Genomic DNA, 22,748 nt, shown 5'->3' with positions numbered 1-22,748 from the left:
ATTTAGGAAAAACAGGTTGGACAGTTCAACGTTTACTCAGAATAATTCAAGTGAATTTGTTTGAAAGAAGAACTTTAAAAGCTTTATTTTCACCCGATAAAATACCCATAAAACAAGAGGAAGCTCAAATGAGCTTCCTCTTGTGAAAAATTGTGGGACAGCAATGAGCTTAGCTCCTCTTTTTTTATTTCAACGCCATAGAATTTCTAAGTTTGATATTCTCTCTAAATGACACATTTTGATCTGCTTTCCAGGCAATTTATGTTATAAAGTTACATGAGTTAGACATCCACGATGGGTACATGCATATGACTGATCACAGTTCACCTGAAAAATCACCTTGGGGTTGGAAAGCACTGATTATCTTCTGTATTTTAGGTGGATTATTCATGTTGTTTTTCTGGCTTGCGGTCAGTAATGAACCAGACTACATGCCAAGCCAGCAAAAGAAAGAAAATACCCAGCAGCATGCATTTAAGAATGCACCTGCGATGTCTCCAGAAGCTTTAGCCAAAGCACAGGCTGACCGTGAAGCTCGTCAGGCGACCTCTTCATCTCATCAGACTCATGAGACGAGCGTGGAAGAGCACAATATGTCTGCTGAAGAACATGCACAGATGGACAATGCTAGCCATGACGAAAATACCACTCATGGCCACTAAGCAGTTCCAAGATCAAATTTAAAAAAGCGAGGTTTTCCTCGCTTTTTTATTTTTTAGTCTTTTAAGCTGAGATACATATCTATATGTGGAATGCCACAATCCAGATATTCTTCACCCTGCACGTCAAAACCCAAGTTCTGATAAAAGCCAATCGCATGTACCTGTGAAGAAAGCTTTAGGAATTCACGTTGCTCTGTCTTGGCCTGATCAATCACAGCCTGCATGATAATTTGGCCGATACCCGTACCACGTGCCGACTGCAACACAGCTACACGACCAATACTGTGATTTTTTAATAAGCGTGCAGTTGCAACGGGTTGATCCTGTAAATAAGCCACAAAATGCGTAGAGATTGCATCCTCAGCATCCCATTCATCTTCGGGAGCAATTTGCTGTTCCTGAATAAAAACGGCTTCACGTATCACTCTGGCATCTTGGGCTAACTCATCCCAGCTGCCTGACACGATCTTAAGATTGTGATTGTCTAGCATTTAGAACCAATTCCCTGCTGATCCCACTGGTTATTCAATAACAATTCCAGTGAATGTTTTTGAATTCCATACATCACTTTTAATGCCTGAATCTGGGCGAGAACAGCCTGATCGGGCTGTCCATAATCCTTCCGTTTGGTCGCCAGAATCATTTTATTTTTACTGGTGTGTTCTAGGGCCACAAATTCAAAGACCTTGGTTTCATACCCATACGCCTTAAGCAATAAGGCACGAATGGTATCCGTCAGCATTTCGGCTTGCTGCCCAGCATGGATGCCAAACTGCAACATTGGTGACAGCACTTTCGGACTCTGTAATTGCGGTCTTAACTCTTTATGACAGCATGGAGCACACATGATGATCTGTGCATTCAAGCGAATACCGCTATGGATTGCAAAATCGGTCGCCACATCACAGGCAGAGCGATCATCACATCGAGACGTTCCGGTTCATAGGTACGCACATCGCCCTGGAAGAAATCCAGCTGGCTAAAACCAGATTGCTGCGCGACATTCTGACAGAACTCGACCATTTTCGGATTCAGCTCTACGCCGGTGACATACGGCGTCTGACCATGTTTTTGCATATAATCATATAGCGCACAGGTTAAATATCCCTTACCTGAACCGAAATCGACGATATGTAATCCTTGTTCCTGCGGCTGGATTTGAGCCAGTGCGCCTGAGAAAATCTCGACAAATTTATTAATCTGTTTCCACTTACGCGCCATGCTCGGAATGATCTGGCCTTGCTGATCGGTGATTCCTAAATGCTGTAGGAATACACTGTCCTGATCGACATAACGCTGTTTAACCCGGTCATGGCCCTGCTCGGCTTTTGTCTTTGTAGAGGCAGGTTTAGCTTTACTTCGTGTCAGCATGGCCTTTTTCTTGTTTTTCTTCAGCTGCAATTCTTCCTGATCGGTGAACAGGTTAGCTTGCTTGCAACAGGCCAATAATTCCGTTACTTGAGTCAAGGCTTCATTCAAAGGATAGTTTTTGGTGACATCCTGAGTCTTGTATCGATAGACACAGCTCAAAACCTTCTGTTCATTGAGCGAAATGACTCTAAAGGTCATTTTCTCCAATTGTTCAAGTTCACCTTTATACTGACTTAAGATCAGACGATCAAAATGATCAGTTTCAAAGGCTTGCTGAAAAGCCTCCAAGAATTGTTGTTCCTGAACCGAGAGAGAAGTCGATGTCGACATAAGAAAAACCTGATATGAATTGCTGCTCAAGTTTAATTGTTCTTAACTTAAAAGCAAAATTAAATTATTATACAAGTGTATATTTAAACAAGAATGACAATCATGCAGAATGCTCCCCTAGTTCCAGATTATGATCACAATGAGGAACGGATTAATTATATTAGTCATGGCCTTGGTGCTGCGCTGGCTTTGATTGCCGGTATTTTATTGATTATTAAAGGCTCTTATTTGAGTACAGGACAATGGATTGGCCTTTGGGTCTATGCTTTCAGCATGATTCTGCTGTTTTCCGCTTCTATGCTCTACCATATGTCTACCGCTGCAGACCGACGCTATTTTTACAAAAAAGTTGATCATACGGCAATTTACTACCTGATTGCAGGTACCTATACCCCCTTCCTGTCGATTGCGATTCCAACGGCCAAAGCCCAGTATTTACTGATTGCCTTATGGGTGATTGCTGTACTGGGAACACTATTCAAGTTCATTTTCATCAACCGTTTCCAGAAACTTTCTTTGGTCGCTTATCTGGTCATGGGATGGTTGGCACTACTGGTTATGGACGATATGCAGCAGTACTTAAGTGCTCAATCTTTAACCTTTCTGATCATTGGTGGCTTAGCATACACTGTAGGTGCATTGTTTTACGCTTTGAAAAGAGTAAGATATACCCACGCTATCTGGCACATTTTTGTATTGATAGGCGCAGGATCACATTTTCTGTCTATCTATCTTTACGTGATTTAATCATCTCATTTCTCCATTTCAGTGACCCTGAGCGAGTTGAAACGAGAAGATTGCAGTTGTTTTTTTAAAAAATTACGCCTTTTTTAAAAAGATTACGCTTTTAAAACTAAGTTTTTTATTTTTAGTAAGTGTAAGGTTATTCATGGCGTCTTCAGATTCTATCGCTGTAACAGAAACTACAGCAACCAATTCAAAATTTCGTGTTTTAACAGCAAGTTTAGTGGGCACTACAATCGAGTTCTTCGATTTCTATATTTATGCCACAGCTGCCGTTATTATTTTCCCTTATCTGTTCTTCCCTACAAGTACAGATCCTATGACTGCGACTATTCAGTCGCTGGCAACCTTTGCGATTGCCTTTATTGCCCGTCCAATCGGCGCTGCACTTTTTGGTCATCTGGGAGACCGGATCGGACGTAAAGCGACACTGGTCGCGGCCTTGTTGACCATGGGTCTTTCTACCGTTGCCATTGGTTTATTGCCAACTTATGCACAAATCGGTATTGCTGCGCCACTATTGCTGGCCCTTTGCCGTTTAGGCCAAGGTCTTGGTTTGGGTGGTGAATGGTCAGGTGCGGTTCTACTGGCAACTGAAAATGCGCCAGAAGGCAAACGTGCCTGGTATGGTATGTTCCCGCAACTTGGTGCACCAATTGGCTTCATTCTGGCAACAGGTTCATTCTTGACGCTTGGCGCATTCATGTCTGAAGCAGAGTTCATGCAATGGGGCTGGCGTATTCCATTTATCTCTAGTGCGCTACTGGTGATTATGGGTTTATGGATTCGCTTGAAATTGCATGAAACCCCTGCATTCCAGAACGTGTTGAAAAAGCAGAAAGAAGTGAATGTACCCTTCTTCGAAGTATTCAAAAAGCATTCTAAAATGCTGGTATTGGGTACCATCGCTGCGATCTGTACATTCGTGGTGTTCTACCTGACGACTGTATTCGCATTGCAATGGGGTACTAAACAGCTCGGCTATACACGTGAAGAATTCCTTCAATTGCAATTAGTTGCAACTTTGTGCTTTGCTGCATTTATTCCACTTTCAGCAGTTCTTGCAGAAAAATTCGGTCGTAAGACAACTTCAATCGCGGTATGTGTGGTCTCTGCTATTTTCGGTATCTTCTTTGCCGATATGCTTGAATCAGGCAGTACGCTGGTTGTGTTCTTCTTTTTATGTATTGGCCTAGCGATCATGGGTCTGACTTATGGTCCGATTGGTACCGTATTGTCTGAAATCTTCCCTACTTCAGTACGTTATACCGGTTCTGCCCTGACCTTTAACCTGGCAGGTATTTTTGGTGCATCTTTTGCGCCACTGATTGCAACCAAACTGGCAACAACGTATGGCTTGTCTGCAGTAGGTTATTACCTCACAGCAGCCTCTATCCTGTCATTACTTGCATTCTTGCTGATCCGTGAAACTAAAAATGATGATGTAAACAATCAGATCTAAGGATCTTGACAGATTAAATCATCTCAATCAAAGCCAGCAGTTCATGCTGGCTTTTTTTATGATTTCACAACAAAAACTTGCTACTTCTTTGCTGATATTTCGGGAACAATCAAATAAATAAAGCCAGAGAATGAGACAGAGTGATGCAGGATCTTATTGAGCAACTTACTCAAGAACAGCTGGTAGATATTGTGATTCTGCTAGAGGATGATAAAAAACTGGACGCCATTCGCTATATCCGGGCGCATACAGCTTTAGATGAATCACAGGCGATACAGGTCATTGATGAAATTGTCAGAGAGCATGATCTGGCGCTTAATCGAGACAATAAAGGCAATATCGGCCCACGCTTTACTGATGATGCTGATGAAAATATTCCGGTGGTAACTACATCTTTGGAAGTTCCAGATCATCCCAACCTTAGCATCGCTAAAGATACTGAGGTGGCTGCACAGCAAGTCGGCAAACGTGTGCCCGGCCGTGAGATTGAAAAGAAAATCTGGATCACCGCAGCCGTTATTTTACTGATTATTATTGTGCTCTGGCTACTGCTTTAACAGCAGCGAATGAATCAGTTTTTTTTAGACCAATTCGATAATATCAATGGTTGGTGGTACGCGAAAACGAAATGGTACCCCTACCATGCCCGTTCCCACGGTCACAAATACATCTGCATGCTCATGCCGGTACAAGCCTTTTTTATGGCCCAGAATGGAAACCTTTTTCATCACATAATCCGTCAGCCAGGGTAACTCGACCTGCCCACCATGTGTATGTCCAGAAAGCATCAATGGTCGTGTTGGCAATTTCGGCACCATATCCACGGTATCTGGATTATGCGACAGAATCACCCAAGGCTTGTCTTGAGGCAGATCCGGCATTGCGCGCATATCGGTTTTTCCAGCCCAAAGATCCCCTACCCCTAACAGACGAAATTCATCAAACTCGACAATCTGCCCTTCAATATCCATGACCTGATTCACTTCCAGCGCATAACGAAGCAATTCCTGAATCGGAGGGCCAGGATACTGTTCATCATGATTCCCTGTCACCGAATATACCGGCGCATGAATTTCCTTTAAGACAGCCAGCTCCTGTGCCAGTTTATTTTCCGGTTCATAGGTCCAGTCCCCTGCAACCACCACCAAGTCCGGTTTCAGATGGTTCAGCTTATGTACAATCTGTCTTAACTGGCGTTCATGTCCAGAAAACAGACCAATATGTAAATCTGCAATCAGGGCAATCCGTACCGGTTTTTTAAGTTTCTGCTGAGGATTGATTTGATAAGGCGTGGTTTCGACCCGAATCAAATGCGGCTCGATAAAACGTGCATAACTGAGTACGGCACTAATCACGAAAATAAAAATAGACTCATGAATCGAATAGTAGCCCATCCATCCTGCATAAATACTGAAGAACACCAACGGAATCAGTAAATAGGCCAGATAAAAAGCCAGCAGGTGACAAAACGCTTTAAAGGGATGAATGGTTTCTGTACGAGACTGACTCGACCAGGCCTGATACACTGCCCAAACGGCAAGAATGGCCATGCCTAGATAAAAATAAAAAAGTACGGAACTGGTATCCCACATAGATTTGCCTTGTCGAGTCGAGGAGCTGATTAGTGGCTTTATATTTATCTTTTCATAGCTGGCAATTATACTCAATCCAAATTTTTCAGTCTTTGATGTTTATGGTAAATGCTCCCCACGCTTCCGCTCATTCAAAACCCTCTGGCTTATCAAAAGCTTACCGCTATAAAGCTGGCATTTTACTGAGCTGCAGCCTGGTACTCGGCATTCCTGCTTGCAGTACGCTGCCTCCGCAAACTGAACAACCTAGCCGGATGGCATTTGAAACGGATACCTCGCAAACCAGTCTGGCCCAGATTGTTGAGCCCTTACGTCGGCAGAATATTGGCCTGACCGGTTATCACGTGTTGCCAGATCCGCTCGAAGCACTCGCTGCACGTATCCAGCTGATTAATAAAGCGGAACGCAGTCTAGATCTGCAATATTACATCTGGGATAACGACCGTATTGGTGCATTGGCCTTGCATGCCCTCATTCAGGCAGCAGACCGTGGCGTAAAAGTCCGTTTATTGATGGACGACAACAATGCCAAGAAAATGGAAGGCATTTATCTGGCGCTGGATCAGCACCAGAATATTGAGGTCAAACTGTATAACCCCTACCGTTTCCGTAAATATCGTGCCATGGATATGCTGCTGGATCTAAAACGGATCAACCGCCGCATGCATAACAAAAGCTTCATTGCCGATAACCAGATTGCCCTGATTGGCGGCCGTAATATGAGTAACCAATATTATAACGTCAGTGACAGTTATCAGTTCTCTGATGTAGATGTGATGTTGGTCGGTGCCGCTTCTGATGAAATCATTCATTCTTTTGATGAATACTGGAATGATGATTATGCCTATCCGGTTCGGCAGATTGTTAATCCTCGTCATCATACGCTACGCTACCCGAGCCTGAAACAGCAGCTGGAAGAATATAGCCATGATACTGCAATCCAGAACTACCTGAATCTGGCCAATCGTTCACAGGCTTTCGATAAATGGCTGGAACACAACATTCAACTTGATTGGGTAGAAGCTGAAGTCGTCAAAGATCCACCAAGTAAAATCAAGTCAAAGGCTAAGACTGAAGATCACTTGAACTTCCAGTTATTACAGCATCTGGAAAAACCGGAAGAAAGTGTGGATATCGTGTCGGCCTATTTTGTACCGGAAAAACAGGGTGCAGAACGTCTCAAGAAATTGGCTTCAGAAGATGTCAAAGTTCGAGTACTGACCAATTCTTATAAGGCCAATGACGTGCCGCTGGTCCATGCCTTTTATGCTAAATATCGTCAGGAATTGCTAGAAAATGATGTAAAACTTTACGAGTTTTTGGCCGCGCCAGATGCCGACAACTTGAATGCCAATACTGAAGAGCTGGCACAAAAAGCGAAGGTCAGCTTAAAAGGCCTGAGCCGTTCCAGCCTGCATGCCAAACTGATGGCCATTGACCAGAAACAGGTATTTATTGGTTCTTTTAATTTCGATCCACGCTCAGCTTATTTGAATACTGAAATTGGCGTATTGCTAAATAGTCCTAATCTGGCCCGTGCGGTACACGAAACCATGGACAAGAATTTAAGCAAGTATGCCTATAAGTTGGTTCTGGATGCCAACCAGAACATTAACTGGAAAATCCGCAATGCCAAAGGTGAAACAAAGACCTTTAAAAAAGAGCCAGGAATGAAGTGGTATCAAAAAGCCTCAATAAAATTCCTGTCAATCCTCCCGATCGAAGGTTTTATGTAATGAATATCTCTGAGTATTTCTAATAAAAAAGCCTCTTAATGAGGCTTTTTTATTACATTGGTTTGTAACCTTTGCAAACCTTCTAGCATATTTTCATGTACTAATGCAGTCAGGCTTTCTACTGTATGCCCTTCAGTCGAAATTGCTGGTAAGGCCATCAGATGAGCTGTCACTTTAGGCATTTCCAGAACATTCTGTACATGTTTGGCAAAACTGATGTTCCCAATAAAAGGCGCCACCATATCTAGTTCACCCTGCTGATTCACATAACAGATCAGACAGATTTGTACCGGACGTTGCGCTTCAATCGCTGCACCCAGAATACGTCCATAAATTTTTTTAATTGAGCGTCCATCAGATGTGGTCGCTTCAGGAAAAAACAGGACTGGAATATTCTGTTTCAGGAAGCCGGTAATCTGTTCACGGATTCTGACCGAATCTCCTGAACCACGCTTGATAAATAAGGTGCCACCACCTTTAGCCAGCTTGCCTAGAATTGGCCAATTTTCAATTTCAGCTTTGGCCAGAAAAAACACTCGCGCGCCTGAACCCAAAACGGCGATATCCAGCCAGGACACATGATTGCTCACCCATAATGCCGGCTCACGTGGAATCACGCCATGGACCTGAACCTCAATATTAAATACCTTGCACAACTGGCGACAGAAATACTGCACATATCGGGTATTGTTCGGATTATTCGGATCTTTATACAAACCATGACGGTAAACCAGATAAAACCCCTGGCTGATGGCTGCTAATGCAGAAGTCGTTTTTCTTGTATAAAGAAAGAATTTTGCAAAACCTTGTATCTCAGGTGATTGATTTTGTACAGTCGAGTTCATAAAAAGATCACTAAATCCTAAACAAGATACAGGGAATATCCACGAATTAAACCCATTTTATACTGTTCATGTCCAACTTGCATTGATAATAAAAAACGACCAAGTACATCTATATTTTCAATTTAAATTCATTAAATGAATTAAATAAAATAAATCAATCGAAATATTAGATTAAAAAGGATGCTCATCATGCAAGATGAAACAGTGAAATCAGCTGAGATGATTCGGCCCTTAAAAGTATTGAGCTATATCTTGGGTGGTACCCTGTTATATACGGCGCTGCTCGTAACACTTGCACAACTGTTTGTCACGGCACTCTAAAACAAAGCCCGCTATTTCAGTATCTGTAAAGTTCATTTTCAACTAAAATGAAGTTTTCAACTGGAGATTGGCCTGAGTGGAATATTTTGAGCAACATCAGGGAAAAGAACGCGTCATACTGGTCAGTGTGAGCGTACAAATGCTGGATGACCTTGATGCTGAAGAGTTTCATCTGTTAGCTCAATCTGCAAATGCCGAAATTCTGGAACATCTCTTTGTTCAACGCTTAAAACCGGATGCCAAATTTTTTGTGGGTTCAGGAAAAGCAGAAGAAATTGCTGAACGGGTCAAAGAATTGGATGCCAATCTGGTCATCTTCGATCATGCGCTGACACCTGCCCAAGCACGTAACCTTGAAAATGTGGTGCATTGCCGGGTGGTTGATCGTACCGAACTCATCCTCGATATTTTTGCACAGCGTGCCCGTACCTATGAAGGGAAACTGCAAGTTGAACTGGCACAATTACAGCATCTGTCTTCACGACTGGTTCGTAGCCGTACCAATCTGGATAGCCAGAAAGGCGGGATCGGTCTGCGTGGTCCGGGTGAAACCCTGCTAGAAACAGATCGCCGTTTATTGCGTATCCGCATGGGACAGCTTAAAACCAAAATAGAAAAAGTCCGTCAAACCCGTATTCAGGGCCGTGTTGCTCGGCAAAAAGCGGCTGTTCCAACCGTGTCTTTAGTAGGTTATACCAATGCGGGAAAATCTACCTTATTCAATATTCTGGCCGATAGCGATGTTTATGCAGCAGACCAACTATTTGCGACTCTGGATCCAACTTTAAGACGCCTGCAATGGGACGGCGTCGGTAATCTGGTACTGGCAGATACGGTAGGCTTTGTGCGTAATCTTTCGCATTCACTGGTCGAATCTTTTAAAGCCACACTGGAAGAAACCGTTGAAGCCACCCTGCTTTTGCATGTGATTGATTCCAGCAGTCCGGAAATGCTTGAACAAATTGAAGCCGTTGAAAAGGTGCTCAAGGAAATTGGTGCCGACGTCCCGGTGTTACGAGTTTATAATAAAATCGACTGTAGCGGTGAAGATGCCAAAATCATTTATCGCCAGCCCGGTCAGCCTGAACGGGTCTATGTTTCAGCACATAGTGGTGAAGGTCTGGATCTGTTACGCAAAGCCGTGCATGAAGCATTAATGGGTCAGATTCAGCACTTTGAACTGGTATTGAAACCTGCCTATGGCAAACTGCGCAATCAACTTTATGCGCTGAACGTGATTCAGTCTGAACATTATGATGATGAAGGTCAGTTACATATCGATGTACGGATTGCACCTCCGAAGCTGGAACAGTTGATCAAACAGGCTCATTTACCGATAGAAGAAATTCTGGGATCTCAAGCACTTCAATTCCAGCGTCCACTTGAAGAGTTTGAAATCCAGCGTAAGATCGAGTAAAACTTGATAAGTAAACTTTTAAATGACATCACCAATGAACTGGATAAAACATATTGACTGGCCAGCATGGATCAGCACTCTCCTCTTAATTATTGTATTTCGTGAAGCTTCAGTCTGGCTAATGACCCAGCTAGATCATCCTGAATTGGGCAACCTGGTCGGACTCATCAGCCTGCTAGTCACCTTATTTGCCTGGCGCTATTTTGGCAAAATTCCAGCGCGTCTGGTGGATACTAATAACAAGCTGATGAAAGAAAGTGCCTTCGCTTTTTTACCGATTAGTGCAGGCGCGCTAATTATGTTGATGCATATGGGACAAAAAATTCCGGCCTTTATGCTGGTGTTATGCCTGAGTACTCTGCTACCTCTTTGGATCTACGCCAAAATGGCAAAACGCTGGTTATAGGAGTCGCACATGTTTTCTGTTCTTTATGGCTTTGCGATTACCTTAATTGCTTATCTGCTTGCCAAACCCTGCAATCGTGTTATTCCGCAAATTCCTGTGATTGTGTTTAGCATGTTCCTGGTGCTGGTGATTTTATTGGTGCTGGGTATTCCTTATGAGCATTATATGGATGAGGTCAATCCACTGTTTAACCATTTGCTTGGTTATGTCACAGTTGCACTGGCGATTCCGCTAGCCGCCATGCGTTATGATGACCTGCCACTGAAAGCTATTGTCGGAATTCTGGTTTTTGCCAGTATCAGTGCGGTCGCCTTACCGATGGGTCTCGCCTATTTACTACATATGTCTTCTGGCGACATCATGGCCTTTGCCACCCGTGCAGTCACGACACCAATTGCAATTAATATTGCGACCTTACTGGAGGCACCTGTTAGTCTGGCCATTCTGATCGTCATTTTGTCTGGCGTAATTGGTGCAGCATTTTCACCATTTATTTTACGACATATCAATGATGAGCGTGCTTCAGGTCTGGCTCTAGGTCTAGCAGCACATGCGATTGGTACAGCTCAAGCCTGGCAGCGTGGCAGTGTTGCCGGACGTTATGCTACGTTTGGCATGGCAGTGAATGCCGTTTTTACTGCGATCTGGTTGCCAACTTTTATACTTTATCTGCAAAAAATGTGACTCATCAATCAATATTTAACGTTTGTTTCTGAATGAAACTATTCTTACTATAGGGAAATAAAGAATTTTTCACTCAGGAACAGACCTATGAAAAAGGTTCAATTATTATCCGTTTTAGCCCTGACCTTTTTCAGTCATCTGGCTTTCGCTTCCGATATTTCAGGTACCTGGAGAAGTATTGACGATAAAACAGGATCAGCTAAAGCAATTCTGGAAATTCGTGAAACTTCAAATGGTGTTTATACCGCCAAAATTACCAAGATTACGCCTCGTCCTGGCTACACACCGCGCGAAACCTGTGTTTCCTGCCCTGCACCTTATACCAATAAACCGATTCTTGGTCTGGATGTACTCACCGGCTTAAAGGATGCAGGTAACAATAATTTCTCTCAAGGTAAACTGATTGACCCTTTATCCGGCAATATTTACAACACCAAAGCTAAATTAAGTGCCAATGGCAAACGTCTAATCCTACGTGGTTATGTAGGTGTTTCAGCCTTGGGACGCAGCCAGACTTGGATTAAACAAGATTAATTCATGACTTAGTGCACAGAAGCTTGCATTTTCATGCATTAAGTTGTATCAATATTAGACAGATGCTTTTTTTATACAATATAAAACATGCATATAAATATTAGATTCATTTGCTTTAACAGGCTTAGCATCAAACGGATTTTGATGCGCAATATAAGGAGATAGAATGCAAGACATTACCATGTTAAAGATCTTACTGAATTTCTCTGCTTTTACTGAAAATTCAGTAACAAAGCAATTAACATCGACAGGTTTCTGTCATGGGGAATCAACAGGCTTAAAGCAGATTGACCGAGCGATCTGCAACGCTCATTACTCTAAAATCAACCAAAATTAAAAAACCACACGCTTGTGTTTGGGATAGTTTGTTTCATCTATGAAAAAAGGATAAATATAAATGAATAAATCTAAATTAGGATTAATGCTCATTGCTACATTCATGACTGGGACCATTTATGCACAAGACTTGACCGGGACATGGCAACAAATCGATGATAAGACTGGTTCACCCAAAGCACTGATTGAAATCCGTCAGGACAGCAATGGTACTTATGCCGGGAAAATTGTCAAAGTAACGCCTCGTCCAGGTTATACCCCACAAAAAACCTGTAATAAATGTCCTGCTCCTTATACCAATCAGCCGATCTTGGGGATGGACGTACTGACAGGTTTAAAACAGGTCGGTGATAGCGTGAATTATGAAAAAGGTCGTGTGATTGATCCATTGGCAGGTAAAATTTACGATGCCAAGGTTCGTCTAAGCAGCAACGGCAAACGTTTAACCCTACGTGGTTATGTGGGTGTTTCTGCTTTAGGCCGTAGCCAGACCTGGATCCGTCAGGAATAAGTTCACACTTTTTCTCAAAGCTGCCAAACAGGCAGCTTTTTTTATAAATTTAATTCCATGATTTTTAATTATTTATTGACTATTTGTGCAATCTTCCTAACATGTGCGGGCAATAATGAAAAGTTCTTTGGAATGATGGATATGTTAAAGAAGATACTCCTTGCCACATTGACTACAGGATTCATGATGAACCTGTGGGCTCAAGATATTAGCGGAACCTGGCAGCAGATTGATGATAAAACTGGAGCAGCAAAAGCCATCATTGTCATCGAAAAAGAAGCAAATAATACTTACTCAGGCAAGATTGCGAAAATCACGCCACGTCCAGGTTATACACCACGCGAAAAATGTAATAAATGTCCAGCCCCTTATACCGATCAACCGATTTTAGGCATGACTATTCTAAAAGGCCTGAAACACGTTGAAGGCACCAAAAATTATGAAAAAGGTCGTGTCATTGATCCATTGGCAGGTAAAATTTATGATGCCAAGGTTCGTCTAAACAATACCGGCAAGCGTTTAACGCTACGTGCCAGTGTGGGTGTTTCAGTTCTGGGCCGCAACCAGACCTGGATTCGCGCAGACTAATCATCAGCACAATAAAAAAGCCACGTTCAACGTGGCTTTTTTGAGCTTTAAATATTTTAAAATACCGGATTATCGACGGCAAACATTTGCTGGTCTTCCAGTCGATAAGCCATCAACTGATTACCCCAGACACAGCCACCATCGACATTCTGAATTCGCCCAGAAATGGTTTTACCCTGTAAAGCGGCCCAGTGTCCAAATACAATTTGATGGGTTGCTGCAGTTTTCGATTCAAATTCAAACCAGGGCTTAAAACCTTCTGGCATCGGATCATCCAGTGAATCTTTAAAACTATATTCCAGACGCCCTTCTGCATCAGTTAAACGCATCCGGGTCAGGTAATTCACGATACAGCGTGTACGCTCATGACCTTCTAATTCATCTGACCAGAGTGTAGGCTCTTTCCCAAACATTTCCTTTAAAAAAGCATCCACCACTTCAAAATCATCATGTGCAATGATCGCTTCTACTTCTTTTGCCAGCTGTGCAGTCTTTTCTGCATCCCAGATATTGGGAATACCGGCATGCGTGAGCACTGTCTGTTCATTCGGAAACAGACACATCGGCTGTTTACGGATCCAGTCAATTAGCTCATCACTGTCGATCGCATCAATCACATCACGGACATTATCCTTGTCTTTAATGGGCTTGATGCCGCGTGCATAAGCCAGCAAAGTCAGGTCATGATTACCGAGTACTGTTGCCGCCACGCCATTATCCGCCAGCTTTTTAATAAAGCGTAATGCACCCAGCGAGTTTTCCCCTCGAGCCACCAGATCACCAGCAAACCAGATAAAGTCCTGATCAGGATCAAAACGGATTTCTTTCAGTAGTGCCTTCAAGGCTTCGAAACAGCCTTGTACATCACCAATCACATAATTGTATCGAACAGTGCGGGTCATTATTTTTAAGCTACCATTTGATCAGATAAAGCCACAAATTGGGCAAGTGTCAGTGTCTCTGGACGTGCCATTGGATCTACACCTGCCTTTTCAAAACCATCTTCAACCAGCATCCCTTTCAAGCTATTACGCAAAGTCTTACGGCGCTGGGTAAATACATGCGATACCAGACGAGCCAAAGCTTTTTCATTTTTTGCCACGATCGGTTTTACATCGTACGGCTCCAAACGGAACACGGCAGACGTCACTTTTGGTGGCGGATTGAAAGAGCCTGGCGGCACTTCAAACAGGAAAGTCGGTTTGCAGTAATACTGGATCATGACCGACAAACGACCATATTCTTTGGTATTTGGTGAAGCTGTAATACGATCGACCACTTCTTTTTGCAGCATGAAGTGCATGTCTTTGACTTTGTCACCAAATTCCAGGAGATGGAACAACAGTGGTGTCGAAATGTTATAAGGCAGGTTCCCGACTACACGTAACGGACGACCTTCTTCAAACAAATTGGTGAAATCGTATTTCAGTGCATCCGTTTCAATAATGGTTAAACGTTCAGGATGCGGCACACGACCCGGCAAACCAGCGGCCAAGTCACGGTCCAGCTCAAGTACGGTTAAGGCATCACATTCACCAATTAAAGGTGATGTCAAAGCAGCCAGACCCGGACCAATTTCAACAATATTTTCGCCTGCACGCGGATTTACCGAACGCACAATTTTAGCAATGACACGTTGGTCATGTAAGAAGTTTTGACCAAAACGCTTACGCGTGTGATGCCCTTCATCTTTTGGGTTTAAGGCATTAATCTGATACATAGACATTTCCAACGTGTAATAAAGACGAGATCATTGACGCGCTAAATCCAGCGCCAAATCCACAGCCACATGTAAGCTTGAGCTTTTCGCAAAGCCTGTACCTGCGAGGGAGAGTGCTGTGCCGTGATCGACAGAAGTTCGGATAAACGGTAAGCCCAAAGTAATATTGATGGCTTCACCAAAGCCCTGAGATTTTAACACAGGTAAACCCTGATCGTGATACATCGCCAGAACAGCATCGGCATCTGTCAGGTTTTCAGGAGTAAATAAAGTATCTGCAGGCAGGCTCAAACTCATATTGATACCCTGAGCGCGATAGCTTTCAAGCACAGGATTGATCACTTCAATCTCTTCCATCCCCAGATAACCGCCCTCACCTGCATGTGGGTTTAAACCACAGACCAAAATATGTGGATGCTCGATTTTAAATTTGGATTTCAGGTCATGAATCAGGATATCAATCACCTGATGCAGGCGTTCCGGAGTAATGGCATCTGCGACTGCACGAAGTGGAAGATGTGTGGTTGCAAGGGCTACACGTAAAGTTTTAGTCGCTAGCATCATTACCACACGAGGCACACCTGCAAATTCCTGGTAATACTCGGTATGACCACTGAAATGAATTCCCGCATCATTAATGACTGATTTCTGTACAGGTGCTGTGGCAACTCCGACACTTTTACCTGACATGGCATATTCGGCTGAACGGCGTAGCTGCTCCAGTACATAAGCGGCATTATGGCTATTTAGCTGACCTAGTACTACTGGTTCTTTTAAAGGCACGTGCTCAACATAAAGCTGGCCTTTTTCTGAAGAAGTCGTTTGCCCTGTATATTCAATCAGTTCAACCAGAAGTTTTAACTGCTGCGCCCGTTGACGGAGCATTTCCAGATCGGCAAGTACCACCAATGGACGTTCATCAATACGATCCGCCAAACTCAGGCAGATATCTGGACCAATTCCGGCAGGTTCACCACTGGTAATATATAAAGGCAGCATGACTTTCTTCTGTATTATCAATTGTCCTTATTTTAGTACAAATTTCACAGGGAAAGTTCTAGATAAAGGTTTAGATGATGTTTATTCAAATAATACTGTACCTTTCTCATTATATTAAAGAGAGATAAAACCGGACTGACATCAATGAACCCTATAAAGAGTTTCGGGCAATCATCTCAATACTCGACATGTTTAGCTTTTGGCATTTTCAAGGAAGATTGCCTCAAGTTTAGAAAGCAAACCTAAGCAGAATCGAAGACGGGCCATTTGTTCAAGAAATACATATTAAAAAACAAGTGAATCCATTCATACAAAGATGTACCCCTAGTCTTAGGTCCGTTTTATTATTTAATGATTAATCATATGTGTTTATAGGCTAAAAATCCTACTAGTCATTTATTGAAAGACGTTGTAAAATACAGCGCTTGAAATTTTATATTTTCATTGTGGTTCTCCCGGCTTTCGGGTAGAATTCGGTCTCCTTTTGTTTGGACAGCTTCCATAGTCCAAACCAACTATAATAGGTAGTGGTTTAATGAAAACTCTCAGCGCTAAGCCAGCTGAAGTTCAACACGACTGGTACGTTGTTGATGCTTCTGGCAAAACTTTAGGTCGTCTCGCGACTGAAATCGCTCGTCGTTTACGCGGTAAGCATAAAACTTCTTATACTCCTCACGTTGACACTGGTGATTACATCGTTGTTATCAATGCTGAGCAAGTCCAAGTGACTGGTAACAAATCACTTGACAAGAAATACTATCGCCATACTGGTTTCCCTGGTGGTATTCGTGAAACTAATTTTGAAAAATTAGTTGCTCACAAACCAGAAGAAATTTTCCAACGCGCTGTAAAAGGCATGTTGCCAAAAGGTCCTCTTGGTTATGCAATGATCAAAAAAATGAAAGTGTACGCTGGTACTGAGCATCCACATACTGCTCAACAGCCACAAGTTTTGGACATCTAAGGGATACAGCACATGGCTACTAACTATGGTACAGGTCGCCGTAAGACCGCAACTGCACGTGTTTTCCTATCTGCTGGTACTGGTAAACTCGTAATCAACAACCGTTCTTTAGAACAATACTTCGGTCGTGAGACTGCTCGTATGGTTGTTCGTCAACCTCTAGAGCTTCTTGAAGCGACTGAGAAATATGACCTTTACATCACTGTTGCTGGTGGTGGTATCGGTGGTCAAGCAGGCGCTATCCGTCACGGTATTACTCGTGCACTGATCGCTTCTGACGAAACTCTTAAACCTGCTCTTCGTCAAGCTGGTTTCGTTACTCGTGATGCTCGTGAAGTTGAACGTAAGAAACTTGGTTTACGTAAAGCTCGTAAACGTCCTCAATTCTCTAAACGTTAATTCGTTTACCGAATCGGACAAAAAACCCTGGTGTATACCAGGGTTTTTTTATGGCTTGAAAATGACCACTTAATATTATTTTTATTATCATTGTTCATGCACATCCTTACCCCATACCCCTTCATGACACCAGAAGGATTTGGTCAGATAATAATTCGCAACACCGATGATAATAAACAGAATGATTAAGCCAAAATTCATGATCATGTTGTTCTGCTCCTTTCATTTTTTTCTCTACTCTACCCTGCCTTAGTCCAATTGGCTTTTTATGCTTCGTGCTTTTTAGGTTGATTTTTAGTATCCTAGTCTATTCATTAGAACTTAATCAGGATTTATGTCAGTCGAAAGCGCGCCACTTCAAGGACTCACCTTATATAGCCATGCCGATGACTTTCGTTCCCATTGGATTCGCTACGTACTTGCCGAAAAGCAGATTAAATATAACCTGATTCTGGTCGATAGTGATGATGAAGATCTGGCCAGCCTCAATCCTTATAACCAGCTGCCCATGCTGATTGAAAATGATTTAAAATTATTCAATACCAGCATCATTTCCGAATATATAGACGATCGTTACCGCCAGAACAAGCTCTATGCAGATGCTCCCATGCCTCGTGCGGAACAGCGACAATATATCTGGCGTTTTGAAAATGACTGGCTCAAACTGGCCGATATCATGCTATGTCATCCGGATACTCTGGATACTGCAGCCAAAGTGAAGGCTCAAAAACAGTTGCATGATATCCTGATTTCATTAACGCCCCTGTTCCAGCATTTCCCTTATTTTATGTCGGAACATTTCAGCATCTTGGATTGCATGCTGGCTCCCATTTTCATTCGACTTAAAAGCATGGGAGTAGAATTACCTCGACAACAATGTCGTCCATTTTATTTATATTGCCAGCGAGTTTTTAGCCGTCCTGCATTTGCAAAATCCATGACCTTGCAGGAAAAAAACCGCTACCAAGAGCAAATCAAACCTGTAGAGAAACATCATGTCTGAACAAGAATTCAACTTAAGTCCTACCCGTCCCTATATGGCACGTGCAATCTATGAGTGGATTTGCGATAACAATATGACGCCTTATCTGCTGGTCGATGCTACACGTCCAAACACCATGGTACCCGAGCAGTTTATTAAAGATGGCCAGATTGTCCTGAATATTGTGCCGCATGCAGTTCATGCGCTGAATATGGATAATGAAGCCATCACCTTCTCAGCACGTTTTGGTGGTGTATCACGTGATATCTATGTACCGATGGCAGCAGTCCTCGGGATCTATGCACGTGAAAATGGTCAAGGATTATTCTTTGATCCAAATGAATATGAGCATACACAAAGTGATGAAGATGCTTTAAAATCAAGCACTGAAGAACAGCCTGAACCCGCAAAGAAAAAACCAACCCTAAGGTTATTAGATTAAAAATAATGGAGTAAGTGAATGGCTTTTGATTTAGTACAATATTTTGTTGAACAGATAGAAACTCAAAAGCCTGAGCTTCTACAAGGCTATACAAAAGAAGAAAGACGTAAATATATTTCAGAAATCAATGCTCTCACTTTAGGCAAACTGATTAGCGAATGGCGTAACAATCCGCAAAAAATATATAATGAAATCAAGCATCCAGATAAACTTTATATTCTGGAAATCGCCCGTCACCTGACTACCCGAGTGGAAAACAAGTCAACTTTACCGAAACCCGAGCTGGAGCAGCTCACGTCTGAAATTTTCCATTTTCAGCTGACTGAATTGAAGCAGTTACATGATACTGGCAATCATAATCAGACCAGTATCCAAGAGCTGTTGAAAGGACAAATTGAACATTTGTCTGGGCAGGCAGATGATTGGGTTTGGACAACAAATAACCTAACAGAACTCAAAGGCTCTAAACCAATTCATGAAGAAGAGCTATCATTAGAAGCATCAATGAAGGAGTTTAGCCAAATGGTTCATCAAAATAGCCAGCATCATGATGTTGAAGAAGTTGCTGTTGTAGAAACACCAACCTGGGCAAAAATCGTTGAGCCAGTGGTTGCGCTTGCGATTCTTTGGGTATTGATTGAAGCAGTATTACGCGTATTTGCATAACTACTTCAACCTCAAAAATTTAGTTTTACTAAAAGCCAATGAGATATTGGCTTTTTTTATTCTTTAAATTTATCAGGGAATGAAGTGAATCTATTTTTTCAACTGAAATTTTTACCTAATTAGTTCCATAATCCATTCAAAATATTTTATTACATCTTTTAGATTAAGGTGAGATTATAGATTAAAAAATAATCACAAAATCATTTCACATATCCTTAAATAAAAAGATAAACGCATCACATAATTAAAAAGTACAAGTTAAAAATTAAGATATAAAGTAAAACATTAAATTTTATATGGTTTTTATTTCAATTGTAATTTACTCCCCCATTTTTATAATGAATTTGAATGAAAAAGATAATATTCGAACTTCATCAAATACAACTAACGCATCAACTATTTTTATAACAGGGAAATAATTATGGCTAAGGTAACCTAAGATACACTTACAGACATTGATGGTTTCGTTGCTGCAGCATTAGCTGATGGTGAAAGCGGCTTGGCTTTAGCAACTCAAGGTGGTGGCAATATCGATCTTGAACTTGCAGCAGCCGGCAATACAGAAGTGGTTCGCGCAAAACGCCGTGTAGCGAATTCATTAAATCTGAATGACTCGATTGAAGATATTCTGATTACGCTGGGCAAGCAATATCATCTCATTCGCCCACTCGAAAAGAATAATAATGTATTCCTGTATCTTGTACTGGATCGTTCTAAAGCAAACCTGGCTATGGCTCGTCATGAGCTTAAATCTTTTGAACAAGGTTTAGACTTTAGCTAATACACAGTTTTCCCCTTTATTTCATGCGATAAAGGGGATTCTTATACGCTTCACCCAATAAAATATAAACTTTAATCGAGACTTAAAATGCATAGGCATTATATTCATATTGGAATAGCAGGTTTAAGTATTCACGATGCAGATGAACTAAAAAAGACTTTACAGCACATCACTCCTGATCATTTTATCCTGCAATGGAACACTGCTTCCGATCCTCATCTCGATTGCCTGTTGGTGTATGAATACTTTCTTGAAACAGAGGGTATCCAACGTGTTCTCAAAAACCAAAAATGCCCTTATTTATGTATCTCTAAAAATGCTCAATATTCGAACCAGATTATAAATAATACGCTCTCTTTACCCCTGCAAAACACACAAATTCTCAAGCACTGGTTTGAGCAAAACGTCCTTAATTCAGTAACTACCTCAGAAATAGAAGAGCCTATATTTTCAGCCCCCATTCAGATCCAGCAATCTTCTGACCATCCTTACACGATTAACTTTTTTAAAGAGATGCTGCATCCTGAAAAAGGTAAATTACGTCTCTATGACCGGCATGGCACCATTGCCATCATTGACTCAGCAAAAAGTCTGGCCTGGTTAAACAAAGACCGGGCTGAAACAGGCACAGACTTTTCTTTTCAATATGACTTCGCCTCTACTACCGACCTTTTAAAAGTGACACGTAGAGAAACGCAGATTCTGCAGGACTGGTTATGGAATTTTTTCTGGAACTCGCCTAGTTTTGCCCAGATCGCACCTGAAGATGGTCACTACAAAATTCATTACTGGCCAAAGCCGGCTCATCCGCTGCATAAAAAACGTATTTTTCAGATATCAGCCTGTTTTATTCAAGGGGCTAAAATTTCAAAAATTGCTGAACAACATGCAATTTCTTTACTCACGCTTCGACAATTTATCGCAGCCAGCATGGCTTCCGGAAATATTGAAAAAATTAATGCTTGGGAAAGTCGTTATCGCACCACTGAGCCAGTTGAAAGAATAGAACAGCAAAGTTTCATCAAAAGCTTTTTTGGAAAGCTACGATTTAAATTTGGATTTTAATAAAGTAAATACTTATGATTCTACAACAATATAAAATCGTTTTTGCGGGCTCCATGGGTGCAGGTAAAACAGCCGCAATACGTTCCTTATCTGATATACCAGTGCTACTCACTGAGGCACTGAATACTGACGACCGCAGTCATTCAAAAATGGAAACCACGGTAGGAATTGATTATGGTGAAATTACATTAGAAGATGGAACCAAAATTGGCCTGTATGGGATGCCTGGACAAAGTCGCTTTGACTTTATCTGGCCTGTCATCTGTCAAGGCGCACTAGGTGCCATTATCCTTATTGATCATACAGTGAGTGATCCGATCCAGGAACTGGAAAGCTATATCGAAGTATTCCAGGAATATACCCATAATATTGCCATTGGGATTACGCACAGTGATCTTGAAAGCCCTCATTTTACCCAGATTTATAAGGACTGGCTGATCCAGCAGGATCTCTATACTCCCCTCTTTTTTGTAGATGCACGTCAAAAAGACGACATCTTACTTCTCTTAGAAGCCCTCATTACTTCAATCGAAGTCAACCATAACCTCATGAGCTAAGGATTAAAGCATGCTCACTATACAAGAAAGACGTCAAGCCCCAGAAGCCCTCGTACAGCATGCCAAACAGCAAATTCAGGAGATTATTAGCAATGTTCGTGGCGTATATTATGTAATGGTCTGCTCAACAGATGGGTTTGAATTGACCACAATTCATAAGAAAGATAACTATAACAACAGCAAGCTGGCTGCTGTGAGCAGTTCAATTTTAGCGATGGTTTCTGCATTTACTAAGGAAATCCATCTTACTGGCTGTCAGAGTATTACTTTGGATGCAGAAAATGGTAAAGCCATTTTGACAGCGGTTGCAGCACCGAAACACCCTCTTATTCTGGTCACTTTAGCCGAAAAAGATATTTTATTGGGTCAGGCCCTGTATATGCTGAAGAATGCCACACAGTCCATTATCGCTGCAGATCAATAAATAGATAGATTCAAAAAGGCTTAAATTTATTTAAGCCTTTTTCTATTTCATCTTTATTTTTTCTATAAAAAAAGCCCCCTGCATGAGCAGAGGGCTTTTGGAATAATGAGCTGGCGATGACTTACTCTCACATGGGAGACCCCACACTACCATCAGCGCTAAGAGGTTTCACTTCTGAGTTCGGGAAGGGATCAGGTGGTTCACTCTTGC

Annotated in this window: 27 protein-coding genes, 1 rRNA gene and 2 pseudogenes; 22 read left to right on the top strand and 8 right to left on the bottom strand. The window is 42.0% G+C overall.

What is annotated here, in order from left to right; genetic code table 11:
- Positions 1–146 (top strand): annotated as a pseudogene (locus tag FTU72_RS14110) (IS4 family transposase); the annotation flags it as partial.
- A 162-nt stretch (positions 147–308) separates the two neighbouring features.
- Positions 309–662, top strand: a complete 354-nt coding sequence (locus FTU72_RS14105) for a hypothetical protein (RefSeq protein ID WP_034705429.1) — start codon at positions 309–311, stop codon at positions 660–662.
- Positions 663–715: 53 nt separating this feature from the next.
- Here the strand turns inward: FTU72_RS14105 and FTU72_RS14100 are convergent, their stop codons facing one another.
- Together FTU72_RS14100 and FTU72_RS14095 are read right to left on the bottom strand one after the other, a co-directional pair.
- A complete protein-coding gene (locus FTU72_RS14100; protein ID WP_180053022.1) occupies positions 716–1,153 on the bottom strand; it encodes a GNAT family N-acetyltransferase in 438 nt (145 codons plus the stop codon).
- Positions 1,147–2,363 (bottom strand): annotated as a pseudogene (locus FTU72_RS14095) (SAM-dependent methyltransferase). The gene FTU72_RS14100 and the pseudogene FTU72_RS14095 overlap by 7 nt, the downstream one beginning before the upstream one ends.
- Positions 2,364–2,465: 102 nt before the next feature.
- On the opposite strand from FTU72_RS14095, the gene FTU72_RS14090 reads away from it, so the two are divergent.
- The 3 genes from FTU72_RS14090 (at position 2,466) to FTU72_RS14080 (ending at position 5,126) form a co-directional block, all read left to right on the top strand.
- On the top strand, positions 2,466–3,110 hold the full coding sequence (locus FTU72_RS14090) for a hemolysin III family protein (protein WP_034704133.1): 645 nt from the start codon (positions 2,466–2,468) through the stop codon (positions 3,108–3,110).
- 142 nt (positions 3,111–3,252) lie between these two features.
- Complete coding sequence (locus FTU72_RS14085) at positions 3,253–4,569, top strand: MFS transporter (RefSeq protein ID WP_180003873.1); 1,317 nt, start codon at positions 3,253–3,255, stop codon at positions 4,567–4,569.
- Between the two features lie 143 nt (positions 4,570–4,712).
- Positions 4,713–5,126 carry a hypothetical protein gene (locus FTU72_RS14080; RefSeq protein ID WP_180053023.1) on the top strand — a complete coding sequence of 138 codons (414 nt, stop codon included), beginning with the start codon at positions 4,713–4,715 and terminating at the stop codon, positions 5,124–5,126.
- 24 nt (positions 5,127–5,150) lie between these two features.
- Here the strand turns inward: FTU72_RS14080 and FTU72_RS14075 are convergent, their stop codons facing one another.
- Entirely contained in the window at positions 5,151–6,161 is a 1,011-nt protein-coding gene (locus FTU72_RS14075) for a metallophosphoesterase (RefSeq protein WP_034704127.1), read from the bottom strand.
- A gap of 101 nt (positions 6,162–6,262) precedes the next feature.
- Here FTU72_RS14075 and FTU72_RS14070 point away from each other — a divergent pair, with 101 nt between their 5' ends.
- Positions 6,263–7,897, top strand: coding sequence for a phospholipase D family protein (locus tag FTU72_RS14070; RefSeq protein ID WP_171521878.1), 1,635 nt, complete (start codon positions 6,263–6,265; stop codon positions 7,895–7,897).
- A 35-nt stretch (positions 7,898–7,932) separates the two neighbouring features.
- Here the strand turns inward: FTU72_RS14070 and FTU72_RS14065 are convergent, their stop codons facing one another.
- Entirely contained in the window at positions 7,933–8,742 is an 810-nt protein-coding gene (locus tag FTU72_RS14065; RefSeq protein WP_180053024.1) for a 1-acyl-sn-glycerol-3-phosphate acyltransferase, read from the bottom strand.
- A 189-nt stretch (positions 8,743–8,931) separates the two neighbouring features.
- Here FTU72_RS14065 and FTU72_RS16450 point away from each other — a divergent pair, with 189 nt between their 5' ends.
- The 7 genes from FTU72_RS16450 to FTU72_RS14035 all read left to right on the top strand — a co-directional run bounded on the left by FTU72_RS16450 (position 8,932) and on the right by FTU72_RS14035 (position 13,539).
- Complete coding sequence (locus FTU72_RS16450; protein ID WP_004785224.1) at positions 8,932–9,063, top strand: hypothetical protein; 132 nt, start codon at positions 8,932–8,934, stop codon at positions 9,061–9,063.
- Between the two features lie 76 nt (positions 9,064–9,139).
- Positions 9,140–10,480, top strand: a complete 1,341-nt coding sequence (gene hflX, locus FTU72_RS14060; protein WP_180053025.1) for a ribosome rescue GTPase HflX — start codon at positions 9,140–9,142, stop codon at positions 10,478–10,480.
- Between the two features lie 34 nt (positions 10,481–10,514).
- Entirely contained in the window at positions 10,515–10,886 is a 372-nt protein-coding gene (locus FTU72_RS14055) for a hypothetical protein (protein ID WP_034704120.1), read from the top strand.
- Positions 10,887–10,895: 9 nt separating this feature from the next.
- Positions 10,896–11,570 carry an LrgB family protein gene (locus tag FTU72_RS14050; RefSeq protein ID WP_159123660.1) on the top strand — a complete coding sequence of 225 codons (675 nt, stop codon included), beginning with the start codon at positions 10,896–10,898 and terminating at the stop codon, positions 11,568–11,570.
- 87 nt (positions 11,571–11,657) lie between these two features.
- Positions 11,658–12,104 carry a DUF2147 domain-containing protein gene (locus FTU72_RS14045; protein ID WP_159123659.1) on the top strand — a complete coding sequence of 149 codons (447 nt, stop codon included), beginning with the start codon at positions 11,658–11,660 and terminating at the stop codon, positions 12,102–12,104.
- Between the two features lie 397 nt (positions 12,105–12,501).
- Positions 12,502–12,951 carry a DUF2147 domain-containing protein gene (locus tag FTU72_RS14040; RefSeq protein WP_004785238.1) on the top strand — a complete coding sequence of 150 codons (450 nt, stop codon included), beginning with the start codon at positions 12,502–12,504 and terminating at the stop codon, positions 12,949–12,951.
- Positions 12,952–13,092: 141 nt separating this feature from the next.
- Entirely contained in the window at positions 13,093–13,539 is a 447-nt protein-coding gene (locus tag FTU72_RS14035; RefSeq protein WP_034704141.1) for a DUF2147 domain-containing protein, read from the top strand.
- Positions 13,540–13,595: 56 nt separating this feature from the next.
- Here the strand turns inward: FTU72_RS14035 and FTU72_RS14030 are convergent, their stop codons facing one another.
- Genes FTU72_RS14030 through pdxA form a run of 3 tightly spaced genes read right to left on the bottom strand, consistent with a single transcriptional unit; the run spans position 13,596 to position 16,258 of the window.
- Complete coding sequence (locus tag FTU72_RS14030) at positions 13,596–14,441, bottom strand: symmetrical bis(5'-nucleosyl)-tetraphosphatase (protein ID WP_180003886.1); 846 nt, start codon at positions 14,439–14,441, stop codon at positions 13,596–13,598.
- 5 nt (positions 14,442–14,446) lie between these two features.
- Complete coding sequence (rsmA, locus tag FTU72_RS14025) at positions 14,447–15,259, bottom strand: 16S rRNA (adenine(1518)-N(6)/adenine(1519)-N(6))-dimethyltransferase RsmA (protein WP_159123656.1); 813 nt, start codon at positions 15,257–15,259, stop codon at positions 14,447–14,449.
- Positions 15,260–15,289: 30 nt separating this feature from the next.
- Positions 15,290–16,258 (bottom strand): 4-hydroxythreonine-4-phosphate dehydrogenase PdxA, encoded by a 969-nt coding sequence (gene pdxA, locus FTU72_RS14020; protein WP_218947532.1) that lies wholly within the window; start codon positions 16,256–16,258, stop codon positions 15,290–15,292.
- Positions 16,259–16,793: 535 nt separating this feature from the next.
- On the opposite strand from pdxA, the gene rplM reads away from it, so the two are divergent.
- The 9 genes from rplM (at position 16,794) to FTU72_RS13975 (ending at position 22,538) form a co-directional block, all read left to right on the top strand.
- Positions 16,794–17,222 (top strand): 50S ribosomal protein L13, encoded by a 429-nt coding sequence (gene rplM / locus FTU72_RS14015; RefSeq protein WP_004785249.1) that lies wholly within the window; start codon positions 16,794–16,796, stop codon positions 17,220–17,222.
- Positions 17,223–17,234: 12 nt separating this feature from the next.
- A complete protein-coding gene (gene rpsI / locus FTU72_RS14010) occupies positions 17,235–17,621 on the top strand; it encodes a 30S ribosomal protein S9 (protein WP_004785251.1) in 387 nt (128 codons plus the stop codon).
- A 334-nt stretch (positions 17,622–17,955) separates the two neighbouring features.
- Complete coding sequence (locus FTU72_RS14005; protein WP_180053026.1) at positions 17,956–18,624, top strand: glutathione S-transferase N-terminal domain-containing protein; 669 nt, start codon at positions 17,956–17,958, stop codon at positions 18,622–18,624.
- A complete protein-coding gene (locus FTU72_RS14000; protein WP_034704105.1) occupies positions 18,617–19,045 on the top strand; it encodes a ClpXP protease specificity-enhancing factor in 429 nt (142 codons plus the stop codon). Before FTU72_RS14005 ends, FTU72_RS14000 begins: the two co-directional genes overlap by 8 nt.
- Before the next feature lie 18 nt (positions 19,046–19,063).
- Positions 19,064–19,711 (top strand): hypothetical protein, encoded by a 648-nt coding sequence (locus tag FTU72_RS13995; RefSeq protein WP_180003890.1) that lies wholly within the window; start codon positions 19,064–19,066, stop codon positions 19,709–19,711.
- 454 nt (positions 19,712–20,165) lie between these two features.
- Positions 20,166–20,492, top strand: a complete 327-nt coding sequence (locus FTU72_RS13990) for a roadblock/LC7 domain-containing protein (protein ID WP_249365120.1) — start codon at positions 20,166–20,168, stop codon at positions 20,490–20,492.
- An 87-nt stretch (positions 20,493–20,579) separates the two neighbouring features.
- Positions 20,580–21,557 (top strand): hypothetical protein, encoded by a 978-nt coding sequence (locus tag FTU72_RS13985; protein WP_180053027.1) that lies wholly within the window; start codon positions 20,580–20,582, stop codon positions 21,555–21,557.
- A 14-nt stretch (positions 21,558–21,571) separates the two neighbouring features.
- Complete coding sequence (locus FTU72_RS13980; protein WP_180053028.1) at positions 21,572–22,114, top strand: ATP/GTP-binding protein; 543 nt, start codon at positions 21,572–21,574, stop codon at positions 22,112–22,114.
- 10 nt (positions 22,115–22,124) lie between these two features.
- Positions 22,125–22,538, top strand: a complete 414-nt coding sequence (locus tag FTU72_RS13975) for a roadblock/LC7 domain-containing protein (protein WP_180053029.1) — start codon at positions 22,125–22,127, stop codon at positions 22,536–22,538.
- A gap of 108 nt (positions 22,539–22,646) precedes the next feature.
- Here FTU72_RS13975 and rrf read toward each other — a convergent pair.
- Positions 22,647–22,748, bottom strand: a 5S ribosomal RNA gene (rrf, locus tag FTU72_RS13970); the annotation flags it as partial.

The sequence above is a fragment of the Acinetobacter sp. YH12137 genome, from assembly GCF_013418535.1.
Taxonomy (GTDB): domain Bacteria; phylum Pseudomonadota; class Gammaproteobacteria; order Pseudomonadales; family Moraxellaceae; genus Acinetobacter.
The sequence above is the reverse complement of the archived record's forward strand: the minus strand, read 5'-3'. Positions and strand labels throughout refer to the sequence as shown.

Excerpts from the sequence above, each read along its gene's own strand:
- FTU72_RS14055 (WP_034704120.1), top strand. The coding sequence starts at position 10,515 with ATGAACTGGATAAAACATATTGACTGGCCAGCATGGATCAGCACTCTC.
- FTU72_RS14045 (WP_159123659.1), top strand. The coding sequence starts at position 11,658 with ATGAAAAAGGTTCAATTATTATCCGTTTTAGCCCTGACCTTTTTCAGT.
- rplM (WP_004785249.1), top strand. The coding sequence starts at position 16,794 with ATGAAAACTCTCAGCGCTAAGCCAGCTGAAGTTCAACACGACTGGTAC.
- FTU72_RS14075 (WP_034704127.1), bottom strand. The coding sequence starts at position 6,161 with ATGTGGGATACCAGTTCCGTACTTTTTTATTTTTATCTAGGCATGGCC.
- FTU72_RS13980 (WP_180053028.1), top strand. The coding sequence starts at position 21,572 with ATGATTCTACAACAATATAAAATCGTTTTTGCGGGCTCCATGGGTGCA.
- FTU72_RS14065 (WP_180053024.1), bottom strand. The coding sequence starts at position 8,742 with ATGAACTCGACTGTACAAAATCAATCACCTGAGATACAAGGTTTTGCA.
- FTU72_RS14090 (WP_034704133.1), top strand. The coding sequence starts at position 2,466 with ATGCAGAATGCTCCCCTAGTTCCAGATTATGATCACAATGAGGAACGG.
- rsmA (WP_159123656.1), bottom strand. The coding sequence starts at position 15,259 with ATGTATCAGATTAATGCCTTAAACCCAAAAGATGAAGGGCATCACACG.
- FTU72_RS14105 (WP_034705429.1), top strand. The coding sequence starts at position 309 with ATGACTGATCACAGTTCACCTGAAAAATCACCTTGGGGTTGGAAAGCA.
- FTU72_RS14070 (WP_171521878.1), top strand. The coding sequence starts at position 6,263 with ATGGTAAATGCTCCCCACGCTTCCGCTCATTCAAAACCCTCTGGCTTA.
- FTU72_RS14080 (WP_180053023.1), top strand. The coding sequence starts at position 4,713 with ATGCAGGATCTTATTGAGCAACTTACTCAAGAACAGCTGGTAGATATT.
- FTU72_RS14085 (WP_180003873.1), top strand. The coding sequence starts at position 3,253 with ATGGCGTCTTCAGATTCTATCGCTGTAACAGAAACTACAGCAACCAAT.
- rpsI (WP_004785251.1), top strand. The coding sequence starts at position 17,235 with ATGGCTACTAACTATGGTACAGGTCGCCGTAAGACCGCAACTGCACGT.
- FTU72_RS14100 (WP_180053022.1), bottom strand. The coding sequence starts at position 1,153 with ATGCTAGACAATCACAATCTTAAGATCGTGTCAGGCAGCTGGGATGAG.
- FTU72_RS14035 (WP_034704141.1), top strand. The coding sequence starts at position 13,093 with ATGTTAAAGAAGATACTCCTTGCCACATTGACTACAGGATTCATGATG.
- pdxA (WP_218947532.1), bottom strand. The coding sequence starts at position 16,258 with ATGCTGCCTTTATATATTACCAGTGGTGAACCTGCCGGAATTGGTCCA.
- FTU72_RS13995 (WP_180003890.1), top strand. The coding sequence starts at position 19,064 with ATGGCTTTTGATTTAGTACAATATTTTGTTGAACAGATAGAAACTCAA.
- FTU72_RS14050 (WP_159123660.1), top strand. The coding sequence starts at position 10,896 with ATGTTTTCTGTTCTTTATGGCTTTGCGATTACCTTAATTGCTTATCTG.
- FTU72_RS13975 (WP_180053029.1), top strand. The coding sequence starts at position 22,125 with ATGCTCACTATACAAGAAAGACGTCAAGCCCCAGAAGCCCTCGTACAG.
- FTU72_RS14005 (WP_180053026.1), top strand. The coding sequence starts at position 17,956 with ATGTCAGTCGAAAGCGCGCCACTTCAAGGACTCACCTTATATAGCCAT.
- FTU72_RS14000 (WP_034704105.1), top strand. The coding sequence starts at position 18,617 with ATGTCTGAACAAGAATTCAACTTAAGTCCTACCCGTCCCTATATGGCA.
- FTU72_RS14030 (WP_180003886.1), bottom strand. The coding sequence starts at position 14,441 with ATGACCCGCACTGTTCGATACAATTATGTGATTGGTGATGTACAAGGC.
- FTU72_RS14040 (WP_004785238.1), top strand. The coding sequence starts at position 12,502 with ATGAATAAATCTAAATTAGGATTAATGCTCATTGCTACATTCATGACT.
- FTU72_RS16450 (WP_004785224.1), top strand. The coding sequence starts at position 8,932 with ATGCAAGATGAAACAGTGAAATCAGCTGAGATGATTCGGCCCTTAAAA.
- FTU72_RS13985 (WP_180053027.1), top strand. The coding sequence starts at position 20,580 with ATGCATAGGCATTATATTCATATTGGAATAGCAGGTTTAAGTATTCAC.